This window comes from Neobacillus sp. PVCKKU3 (assembly GCF_058323225.1).
Map to the genome: position 1 here is coordinate 17,999 of NZ_JBLVQN010000040.1, position 19,038 is coordinate 37,036.

The 19,038-nt window shown below is 41.9% G+C and carries 16 protein-coding genes; 9 read left to right on the forward strand and 7 right to left on the reverse strand.

Going from position 1 to position 19,038, the window contains the following annotated elements; all coding sequences use genetic code 11:
• The first annotated feature begins 107 nt into the window (after positions 1-107).
• From ACNQGS_RS22485 to ACNQGS_RS22505, 5 genes are all read left to right on the forward strand, one after another.
• Positions 108-2,297, forward strand: coding sequence for an alpha-galactosidase (locus tag ACNQGS_RS22485; protein WP_491489281.1), 2,190 nt, complete (start codon positions 108-110; stop codon positions 2,295-2,297).
• 92 nt (positions 2,298-2,389) lie between these two features.
• Complete coding sequence (fabF, locus tag ACNQGS_RS22490) at positions 2,390-3,631, forward strand: beta-ketoacyl-ACP synthase II (RefSeq protein WP_491489282.1); 1,242 nt, start codon at positions 2,390-2,392, stop codon at positions 3,629-3,631.
• Between the two features lie 145 nt (positions 3,632-3,776).
• Positions 3,777-4,808, forward strand: coding sequence for a Delta(5) desaturase DesA (desA, locus tag ACNQGS_RS22495; RefSeq protein ID WP_491489283.1), 1,032 nt, complete (start codon positions 3,777-3,779; stop codon positions 4,806-4,808).
• Positions 4,809-4,880: 72 nt separating this feature from the next.
• On the forward strand, positions 4,881-5,417 hold the full coding sequence (locus ACNQGS_RS22500; RefSeq protein ID WP_491489284.1) for a response regulator: 537 nt from the start codon (positions 4,881-4,883) through the stop codon (positions 5,415-5,417).
• A gap of 393 nt (positions 5,418-5,810) precedes the next feature.
• A complete protein-coding gene (locus ACNQGS_RS22505) occupies positions 5,811-6,590 on the forward strand; it encodes an SDR family NAD(P)-dependent oxidoreductase (RefSeq protein WP_491489285.1) in 780 nt (259 codons plus the stop codon).
• Positions 6,591-6,644: 54 nt separating this feature from the next.
• Here ACNQGS_RS22505 and ACNQGS_RS22510 read toward each other — a convergent pair whose 3' ends face one another.
• The 3 genes from ACNQGS_RS22510 to ACNQGS_RS22520 are packed head-to-tail and all read right to left on the reverse strand — an operon-like array spanning position 6,645 to position 10,185.
• Positions 6,645-7,730, reverse strand: coding sequence for a GerAB/ArcD/ProY family transporter (locus tag ACNQGS_RS22510; protein WP_491489286.1), 1,086 nt, complete (start codon positions 7,728-7,730; stop codon positions 6,645-6,647).
• 43 nt (positions 7,731-7,773) lie between these two features.
• A complete protein-coding gene (locus ACNQGS_RS22515) occupies positions 7,774-8,967 on the reverse strand; it encodes a Ger(x)C family spore germination protein (protein ID WP_491489287.1) in 1,194 nt (397 codons plus the stop codon).
• An 18-nt stretch (positions 8,968-8,985) separates the two neighbouring features.
• The gene (locus ACNQGS_RS22520) at positions 8,986-10,185 is read right to left on the reverse strand and encodes a Ger(x)C family spore germination protein (protein WP_491489288.1); all 1,200 of its coding nucleotides are present in this window, start codon (positions 10,183-10,185) and stop codon (positions 8,986-8,988) included.
• A 227-nt stretch (positions 10,186-10,412) separates the two neighbouring features.
• On the opposite strand from ACNQGS_RS22520, the gene ACNQGS_RS22525 reads away from it, so the two are divergent.
• Both ACNQGS_RS22525 and ACNQGS_RS22530 read left to right on the forward strand, forming a co-directional pair.
• The gene (locus tag ACNQGS_RS22525; protein WP_491489289.1) at positions 10,413-10,646 is read left to right on the forward strand and encodes a hypothetical protein; all 234 of its coding nucleotides are present in this window, start codon (positions 10,413-10,415) and stop codon (positions 10,644-10,646) included.
• 15 nt (positions 10,647-10,661) lie between these two features.
• Positions 10,662-11,789 carry a GerAB/ArcD/ProY family transporter gene (locus ACNQGS_RS22530; RefSeq protein ID WP_491489290.1) on the forward strand — a complete coding sequence of 376 codons (1,128 nt, stop codon included), beginning with the start codon at positions 10,662-10,664 and terminating at the stop codon, positions 11,787-11,789.
• 9 nt (positions 11,790-11,798) lie between these two features.
• On the opposite strand, the gene ACNQGS_RS22535 is transcribed toward ACNQGS_RS22530, so the two are convergent.
• Complete coding sequence (locus ACNQGS_RS22535) at positions 11,799-13,367, reverse strand: spore germination protein (protein ID WP_491489312.1); 1,569 nt, start codon at positions 13,365-13,367, stop codon at positions 11,799-11,801.
• Between the two features lie 226 nt (positions 13,368-13,593).
• On the opposite strand from ACNQGS_RS22535, the gene ACNQGS_RS22540 reads away from it, so the two are divergent.
• A complete protein-coding gene (locus tag ACNQGS_RS22540) occupies positions 13,594-14,721 on the forward strand; it encodes a GerAB/ArcD/ProY family transporter (RefSeq protein WP_491489291.1) in 1,128 nt (375 codons plus the stop codon).
• Positions 14,722-14,740: 19 nt separating this feature from the next.
• Positions 14,741-15,451 (forward strand): YqjF family protein, encoded by a 711-nt coding sequence (locus ACNQGS_RS22545; RefSeq protein ID WP_491489292.1) that lies wholly within the window; start codon positions 14,741-14,743, stop codon positions 15,449-15,451.
• 59 nt (positions 15,452-15,510) lie between these two features.
• On the opposite strand, the gene ACNQGS_RS22550 is transcribed toward ACNQGS_RS22545, so the two are convergent.
• The 3 genes from ACNQGS_RS22550 to nspC all read right to left on the reverse strand — a co-directional run bounded on the left by ACNQGS_RS22550 (position 15,511) and on the right by nspC (position 19,038).
• The gene (locus tag ACNQGS_RS22550) at positions 15,511-16,197 is read right to left on the reverse strand and encodes a response regulator transcription factor (protein WP_491489293.1); all 687 of its coding nucleotides are present in this window, start codon (positions 16,195-16,197) and stop codon (positions 15,511-15,513) included.
• Positions 16,197-17,654 (reverse strand): sensor histidine kinase, encoded by a 1,458-nt coding sequence (locus ACNQGS_RS22555; RefSeq protein ID WP_491489294.1) that lies wholly within the window; start codon positions 17,652-17,654, stop codon positions 16,197-16,199. Before ACNQGS_RS22555 ends, ACNQGS_RS22550 begins: the two co-directional genes overlap by 1 nt.
• 256 nt (positions 17,655-17,910) lie before the next feature.
• Positions 17,911-19,038, reverse strand: a complete 1,128-nt coding sequence (nspC, locus tag ACNQGS_RS22560) for a carboxynorspermidine decarboxylase (RefSeq protein WP_491489295.1) — start codon at positions 19,036-19,038, stop codon at positions 17,911-17,913.

The following is a 19,038-nucleotide window of genomic DNA, read 5'->3' on the forward strand; positions in this document are numbered from 1 at the left end:
TTTGTAATAAAGTGAGGCATTAACCGTTTTGCCAAATTCATAGTGATTTTTGACCAATATGGGAAATAGGATGGAATAAAGATAACGTATAAAGGGAGAGGATTGTCGTGCCAATCGAGTGGAATGAAAAGGATGGGATATTTCACCTTTTTAATGAACGGACAAGTTATTTGCTTCAAATTGTACATAGAAAATATCCTGCCCATTTGTACTGGGGTAAGCGGGTTCACACAATGCAGCCTGCTTCGATCCTTTCCTTTAAAGGCAGGACCTTTTCGCCAACAACGGAACCAACAAGAAAACAATTTTCCCTGGACACTCTTCCCCAAGAGTATCCGGCGTACGGCAACGGTGATTTTAGGTGCCCGGCCTATCAGCTGCGCACCAGTGACGGTTCCACGATTACCGAGTTTGTTTATGATTCACATGAAATCTTAAAAGGAAAGCCATCCCTAGTAGGGCTGCCTTTTGCCTATGTCGAGGATGATTCCGAAGCGGAAACCTTGGTCATTACGATGGTTGATTCTAAGCTGGGGATAGGGCTTAACCTCTTTTACACTATTTACAGGGACTTTGATGTGATTACCAGATCGGCTTCCTTCGAGCACCTAGGAACCCAGGCGGTGGAAATACACAAATGTATGAGCATGTCCTTGGACTTTCACCATTCTGATTGGGACTGGCTCCATCTTCACGGAACATGGGCAAGGGAGCGCTATCTCGAACGGGAGCCGCTCCATCATGGAGTTCAATCGATTTCCTCCTCAAGGGGCGCCAGCAGCCACCAGCATAACCCTTTTCTCGCGTTGCTTTCAAAGGATGCGGGCGAAGAGAATGGAGAGGTCTATGGGGTTAGTCTCGTGTATAGCGGTAATTTTGAAGCGTCTATTGAAGTCGCTCCTTACGAAACAACGAGGCTCTCGATTGGCATCAATCCGTTTGATTTCAATTGGCTATTAAAGCCTGGGGGAACATTTCAAACCCCGGAGGCCATCATGGTTTATTCATCGGCAGGTCTTGGCGGAATGTCGCGAACCTTTCACAAACTATTGCGAGCCAGGGTGTGCCGTGGAACCTATCGCGATAAATTACGCCCAGTCCTCATCAATAACTGGGAAGCCACCCGTTTTGATTTTTCTGAACGAAAATTAAAGGAACTGACGGATGCGGCGGCAGAGCTTAAAATCGAGCTATTTGTACTTGATGACGGCTGGTTTGGCCGACGTGACAATGACAAAAGCTCGCTAGGGGACTGGACTGTCTACCAGAAGAAACTGCCACACGGGTTAAAGGGCTTGGGGGACTACGTGCAAACGAAAGGGATGAAATTTGGGCTGTGGGTCGAGCCGGAAATGGTCTCGCCTGACAGCGATTTGTTCCGGAAGCATCCCGATTGGTGTCTGCATGTAAAGGGGCGGAACCGGACGCTGTCGCGGAACCAGCTCATTCTCGATTTATCCCGTAAGGACGTTTGTGACTATCTGCTAGAAACACTCACAAACCTGTTCCTGAGTGCCCCGATTTCCTACGTAAAATGGGACATGAACCGAAATATGACCGAGATTGGATCCGCTGCCCTGCCGCCTGAACGGCAAAAGGAAACTGCTCATCGTTACATGCTCGGCTTGTATCAATTATTAGAAAAATTAACCGAACGCTTTCCGCATATTTTATTCGAAAGCTGCTCGGGCGGGGGCGGCCGTTTCGACCCGGGCATGCTGTATTACATGCCGCAAACATGGACAAGTGATAACACAGACGCAGTCGAAAGGCTGAAAATTCAATATGGGACTAGCATCGTTTATCCTGCCATCACCATGGGCGCCCACGTCTCAGATGTACCGAACCACCAAGTTGGACGAATAACACCCATTCAAATGAGATTGTCTGTGGCCATGGCTGCCAACTTAGGTTTTGAATTAAATATCGACAAGCTGAGTACGGAAGAAAAACTGACGGTACAAAAGGGAATCCAGCGCTATCGTAAAATCCAGGGTCTTATTAGCTTTGGTGATTTGTATAGGCTTCTCAGCCCCTTCGAGGGACTGGAAACAGCCTGGATGTACGTCGCGGACAATCAGCAGCATGCGGTTGTTTTTTACTATCAAACACTAGCAGTCCCAAATCCACCCTTCCGTCGCCTTCTGTTACGGGGATTACATCCGAAACAGAAATATCGGCTTAACAACGGGGAAAAGATCTTTTATGGGGATGAACTGATGAAGATGGGAGTAGCCTTGCCGCTCGTAAAAACTGATTTTTTCTCGGAGATATTCGAAATTCACGCGGAAAATTGAAATATTAGGCGAACCACTCCAAATTAGGTAAAATAGAAGGAATGATAAAATTCTCAATGAATTATTTAAATAAACAAGTGGGGGTTAGTAAGTTGAAAAGAAGAGTAGTGATTACGGGTATTGGTGCGGTTACCCCTCTCGGTAATGACGCCCTGACGTCATGGGATAATATTAAAAACGGCATTTCAGGCATCGGTCCGGCCACCCTGTTTGATACAGATAAAGTAGATGTCAAAATCGCAGCGGAAGTAAAAGACTTCGCACCAGAAAACTATATGGATAAAAAAGAAGCGAGGAGAATGGGGCGTTACAGTCAATTCGCGATTGCTGCAAGTAAAATGGCGGCAGCGGATGCCGGCATTCAGATTGGTACAGATATTTATCCGGAACGGGTCGGAGTATGGATTGGTTCAGGCATTGGCGGGCTGGGCGAATTTGAGGAACAGCATAAGAAATTTATTGAAAAAGGCCAAAGAAGGGTTAATCCGTTTACGATTCCAATGTTTATTCCGGACATGGCAGCCGGCCAAGTCTCCATTGAACTTGGTGCCAAGGGAATGAACAATTGCTCTGTTACGGCATGTGCATCCGGTGCTAATTCCATCGGCGATGCTTTCCGCGTGATTCAAAAAGGCGATGCCGAAATGATGGTCGCCGGAGGGACGGAAGCCACCATCACAGAAATGACGGTTGCCGGATTCTCTAATATGACCGCCCTTTCGAAAAATCCAGATCCGAATACAGCAAGCCGACCTTTCGATAAGAATCGTGATGGCTTTGTGATCGGAGAAGGCGCCGGTATCGTGATATTGGAAGAATTGGAACATGCACTAGCCCGCGGTGCCCGCATCTATGGTGAGATTGTCGGGTACGGGGCTTCAGGTGACGCCCATCATATCACAACACCGGCACCAGACGGAGAGGGCGCCCAGCGTGCGATGAAAGCAGCCTTGGAGGACGCTGGAGTTTCACCTGAACAAGTGGACTATATCAATGCCCACGGCACGTCTACTTATTATAATGACTTGTATGAAACGATGGCCATCAAAGAAGTGTTTGGCGGCCATGCCAACAGCTTATCTGTAAGCTCGACTAAATCGATGACCGGACATATGCTCGGGGCAACGGGTGCGATTGAGGCTATTTTTTCACTGCTTTCCATCAAGGAAGGGATCATTCCGCCAACCATTAATTACGAAACACCAGATGAAGGTCTGGATTTAGATTACGTTCCAAATACAGCGAAAAAGAAGGATGTTCAAGTCGTCCTATCCAATTCCTTCGGATTCGGCGGCCATAATGCAACATTGATTTTTAAAAAATATATTAAATAAAAGGCGGATTTTTCTACATGTTTAGCCAGAAATTTCGCCTTTTCATGACATTTGTCATGTCTAGTCCATGACACATGCTACTAACAAGATTATTTTCAATCTCCTATACTTAGTTTAACGACATACAAAGAAGGGAAATTGAAAAATGACCTTAGAGAGTACGAAACAATTACGAAAACAAGTTGCATCATTTGAACAAACCACTATAAAGCAAAGTGTAATGCAAATAATTAATACGGTCGTGCCATTTCTAATATTATGGTTCCTTGCTTATCAAAGCTTGTCCGTCTCCTATTGGCTGACACTGATACCAGCTATTCTGGCGGCAGGATTTTTGGTCAGAATGTTCATTATTTTTCATGATTGCACCCATTATTCTTTCTTGAAAAGCCGACGTGCTAATCGAGTTGTGGGGACATTTATGGGGGTTTTGACGTTGTTTCCGTTTGACCAATGGGGGCATGATCATGCCATTCACCACGCAACAAGCGGCAACCTCGACAAGCGGGGGACAGGTGATATTTGGACGCTGACAGTAGAAGAATATAAGGCAGCATCGTTCAGACTTCGTTTAGGCTATCGTTTATATCGCAATCCAATCGTTTTGTTTGGATTAGGGCCAATTTATCAATTCCTGTTAAAAAATAGATTTAACCATAAAGGCGCCAAACAAAAGGAACGCAATAACACCTATCTGACGAATGTTCTGATCCTGGCGTTAGCAGGGCTGCTTTGCTGGGCGATTGGGTGGCAGGCATTCTTAATTGTACAAGGTACGATTTTCATGATTGCCGGAGCAGCAGGCATTTGGCTGTTCTACATCCAGCATACGTTCGAGGATTCTTATTTTGAAGAAGATAAGGACTGGGAGTATGTAAGGGCAGCAGTGGAAGGAAGTTCGTACTATAAACTGCCAAAGCTTTTGCAATGGCTGACAGGGAATATCGGTTTCCATCACGTCCACCATTTAAACCCAAGGGTACCAAACTATAAATTGGAAGAGGCGCACAATAATACGCTTCCGCTGCAAAATGTTCCAACCATTACGCTGGCTACAAGCTTAAAGTCATTAAAGTTCCGTCTATGGGATGAGGAAAAGAAGGATTTTGTAAGCTTTAAAGACATTAAATCAGCAGCGAAAAGCAGGGTTTCTATACAGACCAAACCTGAAGTTTAATATGATCAAACACTGACTCCCCAAACTTTTACGGGGAGTCTATGTTTTAATCCCGATAAGGAGAGAACTGATATGATTCGAATTGTCATCTTAGGGGATCAGGAAAGTCTGTTTGGGGTCATTGGTTCCCTGCTTAACATGGAAGAGGATATGCAAGTGGCAGGGCAGACCAGCAATGGGGAAGAGGCGCTGACACTTGTGCACCGCTTAAAGCCGGATATTTGTATTATGGATGTAGAAATGACCGGAAAGAGCGGTCTTGACGCTGCAGAAGCGATAATGGCGATGGGCAGCAAGGTGATTATTTTAACAACTTTTGCAAGAGCAGGTTATTGGCAACGTGCCCTAAAGGCGGATGTAAAAGGCTATTTATTAATGGATAGCCCGAGTGAGGAGCTGGCCGAATCGATTCGCAGCATCATGAAAGGAGAGCGGATTTACGCTCACGAACTAAAGAATGAACCCGATTGCAGGCACGAAAAAGATGAGTCAAAATGGCCGGAAAATAGTCCAATCACAGACACCTCAAATCAGCCATCAAACAAAAAGGGAACGGTCCGGAACTACTTTTCAGCAATCTTAGAAAAAATGAAATTAAACGCTGGATAAACAGTAAGAGACACCTGCCGAATTGGTTAGGTGTCTCTTGTTTTTTGGCTGCGAGTCTTTAGGCTTAGTCACATGACTGCACAACTAATCTTCCTCTTCGGCGTAAACCTCAGTCGTCTTTTTATCCCTGCACTCCCAGCATTCGGCCCTGTTGCGCTCCATGATTGATAATTCCATTCCGCAAGAAATGCAGACATCCATCAAAAAAATTCCCCCTTTCTACAGGAAAATGGTAATGGGTATATATTTATGCAAAAAACGGCTTTGATATATCAGCTTCAGTTCGACAAATACCGTTGTAGGAGCATAGAGTCCCGAAATTACCAACTTATTCATTTTTTCTGTATCATTAAGGGGAAGGAAAAAAAGTGGATGAGAAAGGGGATTGCTATCATGGAATTAGGTTTAAAAGGGAAATCCGCCATCATTACGGGGGCAAGCAAAGGGATTGGATTGGAAACGGCCCTTTATTTAGTGGGAGAAGGCGCAGAAGTAACGATTTGTGCCAGAAACGAGGACCGTCTACAAGAGGCGGCTGCGCTTATTTTTGATAAAACCGGAAAAGAAGTACTGTACGTTGTGGCGGATGTTACGAAGGAAGAGGATTGTCAGAAAGTAGTCCAAGCAGCTGCAGAAAAATATGGGCGGCTGGACATTTTGGTGAACAATGCCGGTACGTCGCAAGCCCACTCATTCGAAAAAGTGGAAACGGAGCTTTGGAGGCAGGATCTAGATTTAAAACTATTCGGGGCGATTCATTGTTCTCGTTATGCTGTACCTTATATGCGGCAGGCAGGAGGCGGAGCAATCGTCAATGTGACGGCCATCTCTGGGAAAACGCCTCCTGCTTCTTCGCTGCCAACATCGGTCAGCAGGGCAGCAGGGCAGGCTCTAACAAAGGCAATGAGCAAAGACTTAGGCAAGGACAATATCCGTGTCAATACTGTTTGTATTGGTCTGATTCGCAGTGAACAAATCGAGAAAATGTGGAAAAATCAAGCCCCAGACCTGTCATGGGAAGAGTTTTCAAGAAAAGACCGGCAAATTCCACTTGGACGCATCGGAAATACGGAAGAAGCAGCGAAAGTGATTGCCTTCCTTGTCTCAGATGCCGCCTCTTATGTTTCTGGGGTAGCGGTGAATATCGACGGAGGACTGGCAGGAGCGTTATAATCGGAAAAAGAAAGGGCACCTAAACCGAATTTGGATTAGGTGCCTCTTGCTGCCTCAAGCTTTTTTTCTAAATCTACTTACTACGAGTAACAATAAAGGGAAAAAAAGTCCAAAAGGAAGGGAAAAAGCTGTCCACCATTCTGCTTGTTGGTCGGATTCAACAATATTTTTATTGATAATAAGAGAGAGAAATAGCGTGATGAACCCTAGAGGAAAGGTTAAAGATTTATATTCCTTTAGTTTTAAAATTTGCCCCATGCATATAACCGATCCATAGAAATAAAGGGTGATCTTAATATAAATGGTAATGAACCAGATGAATGCCATAATCGCTTCAATGCGCTGCCAAAAGCCGCCGATATTAATGTTGAGTGCCAGGACATAGGTAATAAATTGCTGATTTTCAGAAAAAAGGGCCCCAAAGCACAAAATGCTCATTAAAGTGACAAGCGCTAACACGCATCCCCCCATTACTGTCCCAAGCAAGAATGACTTTTTAGCGGGTTTTGTCCGGTTAACAGCGGGGAAGACAAACAAAAATAACACCAATTGCAAATAAGGGGTTCCAAGAGATTTCACAGCTGCTCCCAATACTGGTTTTATTCCATTGTCTAATATCGGAAGGGCGTTATGAAAATGAATCATTGGCATTATTGAAATGATAAATATAACAAAAAGTAAAAGAATAAACGGAAAGAAAATTTCTATTGCACGAGAAAAGGGCTCCAGTCCGTAACGGACAGCCATGGTCATAATAACTATGAGCAGAATATGCACTGCCAGAATAGGTGTCTCTCGGAGAAGCTGGATAATTACAAAATCACCGAACTGCCGTACAAAAGTAGCAGTACTAAGGAAAAAATAAAAGAAATATAAAAGGGAAACGAATTTTCCAAGCCATTTTCCTAATACTTTTTCGCAATATTGAGCAAAGTCCATATTTGGAAAACTGCTTCCCAGTGCATTGAACATAAATACCAGTAATATTGCGAACCCAATCACAAGAATACTAGCTAACCAGGCATCTTGTTTTGCAGTATGGATAAGTCCTGATGGGACATACAAAACACTGCCGCCGACTATAAATAAAGCAATCATTATGGTAAATTGATGAGGTGATATTTTACCCTTTTCAAGCATGTATGTTCCTCACTTTTCTCAAAGGGGTAACATCCTTTAAGACCTATTTCATATTATTAAGAGGCGAATTGCTGATAGTGCCAGTTTGCCGGATGGACACATCAACCATAACGGTAACCGGCATTTCAGAAAATGTCTGGTCCCAATCCTTTTTATATTTCTTCCACGCATCGGGTTCTGAGCGATAAAGTGCTTCCCCGAAACCAAAAATATCAATTTTATAATTTTTTTGAACATGCTCTATCGTTAATTTCACTTTTTCTTTAAGAGCAATTTCTGATGCTTTTTCTAAATAAGATATAGAGTTAGGGTTTGTTAAATCCAATCCTTTGCATTCCACTTCTCCGACATTTCCCCGCACTTTAATCCTCACCGACCCTTGAGGCTTCCTGTTCATCATTTTTGCAGCTAGTTTAGTTTTTATTCCCATTACCTCAATGACGGCTTTTCCACCGTGCGGGCATTTTACATATCCTACACTGCTCTTCACTTTTCCTAAGGCATAATGAACATCCCTGCTTTCACTTTCATTTAACCATCCAATCAGCTTATCCTGTTTAAAAATCGCCGTTCCTTTATAATCCAAGGTTGTTTTCGGTTTCGTCCGTTCAGTATTCTTAAGATTTGCCCCTTCATTTACATTTCCTCGTATTTCAACACCGGTTAAAATAGGACTAATCCCATCACTCGCCATGTTATTAGCAAGTGTAGTTAATGTAACACCTTCGGTTGGCGCCCAAGATTTCGCTGATGCCTCGAGGGAATTAAACAAATTATTAGCTGGAATTTTTTCTAACGGAGTTAATACTTTTAAAACATCTGCTGCTTTCGCATTCTTGGCTACTGTTATGTAGAAATCATTGCGTACTTCCGGTTCCCTTAAAAGACCGTCAATGATTCCACCTATTCCTTCCTTTGCCAATTTCTCTCCGAAGATAAGGATTCGCAGGTGAGCAAAATAAAGCTTTCTTGGGGCAGCTGTGGTCACTTTCCTTGCTGCTTCTAATAATGTGTCTCCTTTGCTTTGATAAACGACCACTGGTGCTTTGCCGCTGCCGCCTTTCTTTGAGGCAATTTCACTTGGATTGACTACTTGGGCAGTCACAACATATTGGTCCTGCTCTTTATCAACCCCCAATCCAAGTAAAATGGATAGTTCATTTAATTCACGTTTGTTCCAGCAGCCAGAAAGGAGGAAGGAACTTAAAAGTATGAGTATAAGGGTTTTTCGTTCCATCTCATTCCTCCAATGTGATTAATCCTTCATGAAATTTAAAGGAGAGTTCTTAATCATTCCTACATCATGTATTTTTACAGTAACTTCCACGTTTACCGGCATTTTTTCAAAGATTTGCTGCCAGTCCTTCTTGACCGAATGCCAATAATCCGGGTTATCACGGCGCGCGGCCTCACCGAAACCAAATGGATCGAGCTGATATTTCTTTTGCGAAGCATGTAGAGCCTTAAGAATGTTGTCTTTCATTTTTTTCTCTGCTTTTCGTTCTAACCAGCTGATCGTTTCCGGTTTGCTTAAATCGAGTGTCTTGCAGTATACATCTCCCAGCTTTGCCGTTGCCGTAACTTTTATGTTTCCTTTTGGTTTACCGCCTGAAACCTTTGTTTTTAACTCTGTTTTTGTGTGAATCAGCTTAATGCTGGTAAGACCTTTTTCAGGGCAGGGTATGGTTATGATGGTACTTTTTACATTCCCTAAAGCGTAGTTGAGGCCTTTGCTTTCGTCAGTGGTTAACCATCCTAGTAATTTATCCTTTTTAAATACGCCAACCTCATCATATTGTAGGTAGGTTTCTGGTTGAGATTGCTGATATTTGTCCAGACTTTCTCCTGCTTGTAGCGGACCCTTTATTATAAGTCCAGTTAATTTGGCATCCATTCCTTCATCTATTAATTCTGAATTCAACTGATCCAATGTAATGGGGAGAGTTGGTGCCCACTGTTTTTCCGAAGTTTGAAGTGATTCATATAATTGCTGGACGGGAATTTTTTCTATCGCCGTTAAGACTTTTAAAACATCGCCTGCCTTGCTGTTTTTAGCGATTGTAATATAAAAATCAGTCCGCACCTCTGGATCCCTTGTTAAAAAGTCTAATGATTTACCAATCCCTTTTTTTGCAAATTCTTCTCCAAACACGAGTAGACGAAGATGAGAAAAATATAGTTTTCGTGGTGATTCTGTTGTCATTCTTCTGATTGCCTCGAATAATGTAGCCCCTTTTTCTTGATAAACAACCACAGGAGAATTGCCGCCGCTGCCTATGGATGCAGCAATTTCACTGGGATTTACAACTTGTGTCGTCACCAGGAATTTACCATCTGCTATATCAATCCCCATTCCAATCGCAATGCCTAATTGATTTAATTCTCTTCGGTTCCAACAGGAAGTGAGAAGTATTAGAGAGCAGATGGAAACAAGTAAAAGGAATTTTCGGTTCATGCCATTACTCCTTTAAGGCTGTAAGCTAGTTATATGCTCTCCAAAATCTGGTTTTTTAAGCAGGCAATTGGAAGGATGTTTTATTTTTTAAACAAAAGCCAACAAATGCGATTCGCGCCGTTTATTATGTATACAATAAGTAAAGAATGGATGGCGAGTGAGTATGAATAACGAAATGTAGAGTAGAGAATGCACAGGATAACAGTGAATGAGAGGGAGTGCTTCCAATGCTCGGTATTGCAGTAACATTAGTGGCAGCCATTATCATCACTGCTTTTGAAGTTCCAAAAATGCGTAAAAAAAAATTAACGAAGGAATTATGGTCATTTTTGATCCTAATGGGAATGGCTGTAGGATTAGGAATAGCAGAAAGCTTGCATTTAAACATTCCGAACCCTTTCAATGGGATTAGAATGGTTTTACAGCCAATGAGTGATGTTATTAACGGATTGCTGAAATAGGTTCGGTGAAAGTGAATGGAAAATATCAGAATTAGCGGACGGCAATTTGCCATTTTTGTTATTTTATTTTCTGTAGGTACTACCATCTTAGTGATACCCGGAAGTCTTGCTAATGAGGTAAAACAAGATGCTTGGGTTGCGGCGATATATGGTACTGCCTTTAGTTTTTTAGTGGTGGCTTTATACATCGTAATTGGGAGAATGTTCCCCGCGAAGACTCTAGTTGATATCATTGAAACAGTCCTCGGTAAATGGTTTGGTAAGATCATTTCTCTTACTTTTTCTTTCTTTGCTTATATTGCTGCATCAGACTTATTGTATTTTGTTGGGAATTTTTTGACCACGCAAATCTTACGGGATACACCAAATGAAGTAATCCATATTATACTCGCGTGCATTTTAATAATGGGAATACGTCTTGGTCTTGAAACTCTCGCGCGCACTGCAGAACTGTTTTTTCCTATTTTTACTCTTTTATTCGTATTACTAACAGTATCAGTATTATTAACCCCTGATTTATGGAAATTACAAAACATCCAACCTATGTTGAACTCAGGAATAAAGCCAATGATTCGTGCTGTCATCATTTTTCTAAGTGTGTTCTCTTTTCCGTTAATTGTGTTATTGATGATTTTTCCTATTTCTGTGAAGCAGCCAAAAGCAGCTGAAAAACCTTTTTTTATTGCAATTGGTATAGCGGGAATTTGTTTAATCATCCTGATTACATTGACTATTTTAGTTTTAGGTCCTGATTCCAGTGCAAGACAGATGTATCCTAGTTATAATTTAGCAAGGATGATAAAGATAGGGGATTTTTTGCAGCGGATAGAAGCCATATTGGCGATTATGTGGTTTATAACGATATTTTTTAAGATGGCCATTTATTTTTACGCAGCGCTCATCAGTTTTGTACAAACCTTAAACATAAAAGATTATAAGCCTTTTACATTTCCTTTAGGGATGATTATGGTGATGATTTCCTTTATTTCGCATCCTAATGTTACTCATTCAGCAAAATTTGACTATGAAATTTGGCCTGTTTACTCTTTTATATACGGACTTGCTCTTCCTTTATTATTATTATTGATTAATGGATTAAGGAAATGTATAAGGAATGAAAAGAGAAAGCTGCCTTTGGAGTAAAGGCAGCTTTCATTCCTTTTGGGGTGGTTTTGGAGCAGGAGTGTCTTCGCGTACGATATTGTTTTGACTGATTAAATGGGGCCGTTTAGACATGGCCCATCTTGGCAATCGGAAAATGGCATCCTTTTGGTCATCCATGATAAAGGGGCCGAAGGGGGCCATATAAGGCACGCCAAATGAACGCAGGCTGCACATATGAAGAACCATTGCTATCAATCCGACAATGATACCAAATAAACCAAATGAGGCCGCGATAGCCATAAAGGGAAAGCGTAACATCCTAATGGCAATGGCCAATTCATAATTACTGACAATAAAGCTGGCTATAGCTGTAATGGCAACAACAATCACCATAGCAGCTGACACAAATCCTGCTTCAACAGCTGCTGAACCAATAACAAGTGTTCCCACAATGGACACCGCTTGGCCAATCGCTTTCGGCATCCTTAAACCTGCTTCACGTAATATTTCAAAGCTGACCTCCATTGCAAGTGCTTCAATAAAAGCTGGAAATGGAACACCCTCCCGCTGGGCGGCAAGGGTAATCAGTAATTGCGTTGGCAGCATTTCCTGATGAAAGGTGGTAATAGCAATATATAAGGATGGTGCTAACAAGGCAATAAAAAAACCCATATAACGCAAGAAACGAAGAAGGGTGGTAATATCTGCCCTGTTATAATAATCTTCCGGTGATTGTAAAAACTGTGCAAACACGATAGGCACTGTCATAACAAATGGGGTGCCATCAACCAGAATGGCAACACGTCCTTCAAACAGGTCGGCAGCGATGGCATCAGGCCGTTCCGAATGATACATGGTGGGAAAAGGTGTCCATCTCCCATCCTGAATTAATTCCTCAATATAGCCTGTTTCTAAAATACTGTCAATCTTAATACGATTGAGCCGGCTGCGTACTTCGTCGATAATCTTTTCACTGGCAATTCCTTTTATATACATGATGGAGACGATTGTTTTTGATACTTTTCCAATTTTCCTAGATTCAATCCATAGGTTGTGATCTTTGATTTTCCTCCTAATCAGGGCAGTGTTAACCCGGATATTTTCTGTGAATCCTTCACGAGGACCCCTGATTGTCGTCTCAGTCGTAGGTTCCTCCACCGACCGCTGCTGCCAGCCTTTCATGTCAACAGAGAAGCCTTTCGAATACCCATCAAATAAAAGAATCACTTTACCGGATAAAAGAGAATCCAGGAGATTTGTAAAATCATCTAGATCCTGAATGTCTCCGACTGTTAATACCCTTTCTTTCAAAAAGGGCAAAAGGTATAAACCATTAAGGGTTTCATCCTCGATATCTGTCTTTCGCAAATCATTCATTAACGATTCCATTATGAAGTTTTGCGCTGATTGACTATCAATCAAGCCGTCAGTAAAAACGACACAGGCTTTAATCCTGCCCTCCTTGCCAATTCTGATTTCCCTCATAATAATGTCGTCGCTGTTACCTAATAAATCTTTAATTCTTTCGATGTTATCCGTTAATACAGGTTCTAACGGTACATTTTTTTGTTTGGCTTGGCTTTGCGTGGCGGGCTGATTCGCTGTTTCCTTTTGCATCTCTTTCCATTTGTCTTTAATGGATTTTTTATTTTTGCTTTTAAAAAAATTCAAGGTCATGTCCCTCGTATTCCTATTATATTTAAGGTTATTATTACCACTTATATTTGGCATATTCCATATAACGTGGGTCATCATAAAACAATGAAATGTAGGTTTAATTTACCAGCTGCAAGCTCACAATAATGAATATTCATTTCGTTTCTTAGGGAAGGACATTAATTTAATGGAAAAGGCGAAGATTGATGCAAAGCAGCTGTTTTCTCTTATGTTTCTATTTCAATTAGGAACAGGCATTGTAACGAGAATGGGAATGCAAGCGAAACAAGATGCTTGGATATCAATCACATTTGGCATGGCTGGTGCACTCATTCTATTTTTCTTTGTATACTTTCAAATATTCAAGCGGTATCCGGATCTTCCTTTTACCGGGGTTTTAGTGCAGGTATTAAGTAAATATATCGGGCTGCCTCTTGGCTTAGTGTATATTTGTTATTTTTTCATTGTCGCTGCATATAACGTCCGCCATTTAGGAAACACAATGGGGACCTATATTCTATCTGAAACACCAGTCCCGGTAATTAATGTTATCAGTCTCTTATTAGTTTCTTATGGCTGTTATTTAGGAATAGAAGTATTGGGAAGGACGGCTGAAATCTTAATTGGCGCAATGGTTGCCTTTGGCGTTATTGGAAATATAACAGTCATTGCTTCTGGGATTATAAAAATTGAAAATGTACAGCCGGTCTTAGAATTTGGCTTGATGCCAGTACTTAAACAGGCTGTCCCCTTAACTGTTTTTTTTCCATTTGGAGAAATCTTTCTTTTTCTGATGATTTTCCCTTACTTAAATAAGCACAAATTGGTAAAACGAACGGGTATATTGTCTATCTTGCTAAGTGGTTTAGGTCTTTCCTGGACCTTTCTATTGAATGTTAGTGTAATTGGAGTAAACGCACAAAACGTTGAAATTCCGCTCCTTCTTACCGTTGAAAAAATTAATGTCGGTCATATTATTGAGAGAATGGACTCTATTGTGGTTGGAACATTTGCTGTTGGGTTTTTCGTGAAAATATTTCTTTATGTTTATGTCACGGTGATTGGTATAGCCGATATTTTTAAATTTAAAAGGTATCAGCCATTGATTTTCCCAGTCGTTGCTCTAATCTTTACGTACACAATTGTAGGGACGAAAAATAAGGCTGCCTATCAGGATTTTTTTTATTTTAAAATGCCGTATCTAATTGGTTTACCGCTGTTGGTTGGGATTCCTGTCATTATCCTTATTGTGATTTGGGTTCGAAATTATTTTGGTTCATCACGAGCAGGTATTCCGAATCAGCAAAAAAGTTGATAAAAAGGATCGATAAAATATGGTAGAAAATTGGATTATGAAGCAATCGTGGCGGAATTTATTATTTGCCCATTGGCCCGTTCCGGTGGATGTAATTCGGCCGTTTGTTCCTAAAGCATTACAAATCGATACGTTTGAGAGATATGCCTGGATTGGAATCGTTGTGTTTATGATGGATGGGATTTTTCTGCGCGGATTGCCGAGGCAGCCGTTATTTGCAAAGTTTCCGGAAATCAATGTGCGGACCTATGTGAAATATAAAGGAAAGCCCGGCGTCTTTTTTTTATCACTTGATGCACCGCATTGGGCAACCTATACCATTGCAAAGAAGTGGTACCGGCTGCCGTATTTTTATTCTGAGATTCATGCTTGGGAAAAGAGAGCGGAGTTTTCTTACAATAGTGTAAGAAAAGATCGGAAAAGCCCTTCTTCTCCAGTGAGGTTTGACGGGAAGTTTAGCGCTTCATCAGAAGTTTATTTTGCGGAAAGTGGAACCCTTGATCACTGGCTGACCGAACGATATTGTCTATACAGTGTCGATGCAAAAGGGAACATTTTTTGCGGCGAGATTGACCATGCCCCCTGGCCATTGCACCGTGCGGAAGCAGATATCTGCCATAATACCTTGGTTTATCCCTTTAATTTTGACCTTCCAAAGATGGCACCGTTCCTTCATTTTTCACTTGGGGTAGATTCTATTTTTTCAAATATTAAGAGAGTAAAGGAGTAAGTGAAAGTAAAAAATGGCGAACAGTGCTGGAGTCTGTTCGCCATTAATACTATATATGATTACCCTTTAAACCGATACCCCGCTCCCCAAACCGTCTCAATATATTGCGGGTTGGACGGATCGGTTTCAATCTTTTCGCGAATCCTTCGGATATGGACCGTGACGGTGGAAATGTCGCCCATGGAATCGAGCCCCCATACCCGTTCAAATAATTGCTCCTTGCTGAAAACACGGTTTGGATTTAGGGCCAGAAAGGTTAATACATCGAACTCCTTGGTGGTAAAAATAATCTCTTCGTCGTTTATAAATACCCTTCTCGACGTTTGGTCGATGCGAAGGCCGCGGATTAGGATGCTGTCATTCTGCGGCACCTTGCCGATCAGTCTCTGGTAACGGGACAGATGCGCCTTTACTCTTGCCACTAGCTCGCTTGGACTAAATGGCTTGACGATATAATCGTCTGCTCCAAGCCCTAAACCACGAATCTTATCGATATCTTCCTTTTTCGCCGAAACCATCAGGATGGGGATGTCTTTCTCGGTTCGGATGGTCTTGCAAATTTGGAACCCGTCTACTCCCGGCAGCATCAGGTCGAGCAGCACGAGGTCAAAATCCTCCGCCAGTGCCTGTTTCAGTCCGGCATCTCCAGTGAAGGCAATTTCAACCGAGAATCCCTCTATTTCTAAATAATCCCGTTCAAGCTCGGCAATACTTTTATCATCCTCAATAATTAAGATGCGTTTCACTACTCAACACCCGCCTTTTTCAACGTAAAAAGTATCGTCGTTCCATGTCCTTCTTGGCTTTCCGCCCAGATGGACCCCTGGTGCTCTTCAATAATTCGTTTTGCAATCGACAGGCCCAGGCCGCTTCCGCCTTTGTCCGTTCCCCGCGCCGAATCAGCGCGATAAAAACGGTCAAATATTAAGGATAAACTCTCCTTGGCGATTCCAGGGCCATTATCTGTCATTTTAAAAAGAACATAGGAATCGTTTGTAGATAAATGAAAGGACAACATTTTGTCCGGTTTATCAATGTATTTCAAGGAATTATCGACAATATTGGTGATGACCCTTTTCAAATTCTCACGGTCTCCAATCACTTGATAATCCCTAGATTTTTCAATATTTAGTTTAATATCAACCCGTTTTCCTTCCACATCAAAACGAAGCTCTTCAACAAAATCTTCCAAATAGTGGTCGAAGTAAATTTTTTCAAAATGAAAAGGGAGACGCTGCAGATCCAGTTTGGAATACAAAAAGAGTTCTTCAATCATCCGGTCGAGCTCGTTTGCTTTCGAAAGAATCGTCTGCATGTAACGGTCCATTTTTTCCGGGCTGTTAGCAACTCCGTCGCGGATTCCTTCCATGTACCCTTTAATGGTCGTGATCGGTGTTCTTAAATCATGAGAAATGTTGGCAATCAGCTCTTTGCGGTTTTCCTCATAGGCAAGCTGTGTTTCAATCGATTCCTTTAACCTGACCCGCATTTCCTCGACGCCCAAGGCTAGCTGGCCGATTTCATCCTTGGAGTAAACAGGAATCGGGATGCTGAGGTCGCCTTCCTTCATGCGCTGGGCAGCTTTTTGCAGACCCCGGATTGGGCGGATAATGCTTTTGGAGACATAATAGGTCAGTAGTCCATTCGTGCCGATTAAAACCAGAATTAATAAGGTAAATAAAATCGGGAAGAAGGTACGCACGAATTTGGTCACGCCGCTTGCGTCCTTGACAAAAAACAAGGAGCCCTCGGAACCATCGGGATAATAGAAATCCAGCTTTTTTATCGAAACGAATTGGTGATTTACCTGCTCAACCGGTTCGATTTCCCGGAAGAGGCCAAATGGCGGCAGTTCACTCTTGTCCAAGTCTTTTAATTTTTCGGGTAAATAGATGATGTGCTTGCTTTTTCTTACAATTAAAGAGGTATCGGCCTTTTGATTTAATTGGCTGTCAAGATTTTCGAGATAAGATGGATCCATGAACAGCCCCGGATTTTTCAAGGTTTCCTTGTGCAAATCAATAAAAAACTCATTTTTAACTGATATTTTCTTGTAATGCTCCGGAGGGAGGTAGATGGCCCGTAATTCTTTAACATCCGTTTTGAACAGTAACGCGACTAATACGGCGGATAAGCAAACAAAAATAATTGGCACAAGAATCATGGCTAGGTTGGATAATACCAGCCTTAATTTAATGGACATCGATTCCACTGCTTTCTTTTGGAATTCTTTTGCTTATAAAAATCTTATTATCATACAGCGTTGATACTGTTATTATCATATATCAGCAGCCGCTTCGCAATGAAACGGGCGACAAGATAATCATAGCCAATCAGGCTAAACAGGCTATTAAGGAGGTATTAAAAATTTATTAAATTACGGGGGAGGGAGGAGGGTAAGCTTAAAAATGGCATAGTAAAAACCAGACCCAACCCTGAGTCTGGTTTTACTATACCTGTTATGCAAGGCGCATTTTAAAATCTTGATAACCAAATTCACGAACAATTTTGCAATCGCCGTCTTTGCCTTTTACTGCAATGGCTGGAAGTGCCATGCCGTTGAAGGTAGTATTTTTAACCATAGTATAGATAGCCATATCGCCGAACACCAAGCGGTCGCCGCTCTTTAATGGCTGGTCGAACGAATAATCGCCAATCACATCACCTGTCAGGCAGGTTTGCCCGCCAAGACGATATGTATATGGCTTCTCGCCTGCTTCGCCTGAACCAAAGAGAGGAGGGCGGTAAGGCATTTCTAATACGTCAGGCATATGGCAGGTTGCAGACGTGTCAAGAATAGCGATATCCATTTTATTTTGGTGTAAATCAAGGACAGATGTAATCAGATAGCCAGCGTTAAGAGCAACCGCTTCTCCCGGCTCTAGATATACTTCTAAACCGTATTTTTCTTGCATTCTCTTAATACAAGCTTCTAGTCTAGGAATATCGTAATCTTCTCTTGTGATATGGTGGCCGCCGCCAAAGTTAATCCATTCCATTTGTGGAAGCCATTCTCCAAATTTTTCTTCCACTGCATTAAGAGTTGTTTCTAGGTCATCTGAGTTTTGCTGACAAAGGGTGTGGAAATGAAGTCCGGATACACCTTCAAGCAATTCTGGACGGAAAAGTTCTCTAGTCACGCCGAAACGGGAACCAGGTGAACATGGATCGTAAATCGCATGTCCAATTTGTGTGGAGCATTCTGGATTGATGCGCAAGCCCACTTTTCTGCCGGATCTTAAGGCTTTATCCTTAAATTTTTCTAACTGTGAGAAAGAGTTAAAGATAATATGATCACAAATCGAAATGATTTCATCGATTTCATCTTCACGGTAGGCAGGGGCAAAGACGTGATTCTCTTTGCCCATTTCTTCGTAGCCTAACCGTGCTTCAAACAAACCGCTTGCTGTTGTACCACTTAAATATTGTCCAATGAGGGGATACATTGTTGTCATAGAAAAAGCTTTTTGTGCTAAAACAATCTTCGCTCCGGTACGCTGCATAACGCCGTTAAGGATTTTAAGATTTTTTTCAACAAGCTCTTCATCGACTACATAACATGGTGTTGGTAGTTCTTCAAACCGCAT

Excerpts from the sequence above, each read along its gene's own strand:
- desA (WP_491489283.1), top strand. The coding sequence starts at position 3,777 with ATGACCTTAGAGAGTACGAAACAATTACGAAAACAAGTTGCATCATTT.
- ACNQGS_RS22500 (WP_491489284.1), top strand. The coding sequence starts at position 4,881 with ATGATTCGAATTGTCATCTTAGGGGATCAGGAAAGTCTGTTTGGGGTC.
- ACNQGS_RS22505 (WP_491489285.1), top strand. The coding sequence starts at position 5,811 with ATGGAATTAGGTTTAAAAGGGAAATCCGCCATCATTACGGGGGCAAGC.
- ACNQGS_RS22510 (WP_491489286.1), bottom strand. The coding sequence starts at position 7,730 with ATGCTTGAAAAGGGTAAAATATCACCTCATCAATTTACCATAATGATT.
- ACNQGS_RS22515 (WP_491489287.1), bottom strand. The coding sequence starts at position 8,967 with ATGGAACGAAAAACCCTTATACTCATACTTTTAAGTTCCTTCCTCCTT.
- ACNQGS_RS22520 (WP_491489288.1), bottom strand. The coding sequence starts at position 10,185 with ATGAACCGAAAATTCCTTTTACTTGTTTCCATCTGCTCTCTAATACTT.
- ACNQGS_RS22525 (WP_491489289.1), top strand. The coding sequence starts at position 10,413 with ATGCTCGGTATTGCAGTAACATTAGTGGCAGCCATTATCATCACTGCT.
- ACNQGS_RS22530 (WP_491489290.1), top strand. The coding sequence starts at position 10,662 with ATGGAAAATATCAGAATTAGCGGACGGCAATTTGCCATTTTTGTTATT.
- ACNQGS_RS22535 (WP_491489312.1), bottom strand. The coding sequence starts at position 13,367 with ATGCAAAAGGAAACAGCGAATCAGCCCGCCACGCAAAGCCAAGCCAAA.
- ACNQGS_RS22540 (WP_491489291.1), top strand. The coding sequence starts at position 13,594 with ATGGAAAAGGCGAAGATTGATGCAAAGCAGCTGTTTTCTCTTATGTTT.
- ACNQGS_RS22545 (WP_491489292.1), top strand. The coding sequence starts at position 14,741 with ATGGTAGAAAATTGGATTATGAAGCAATCGTGGCGGAATTTATTATTT.
- ACNQGS_RS22555 (WP_491489294.1), bottom strand. The coding sequence starts at position 17,654 with ATGTCCATTAAATTAAGGCTGGTATTATCCAACCTAGCCATGATTCTT.
- nspC (WP_491489295.1), bottom strand. The coding sequence starts at position 19,038 with ATGCGGTTTGAAGAACTACCAACACCATGTTATGTAGTCGATGAAGAG.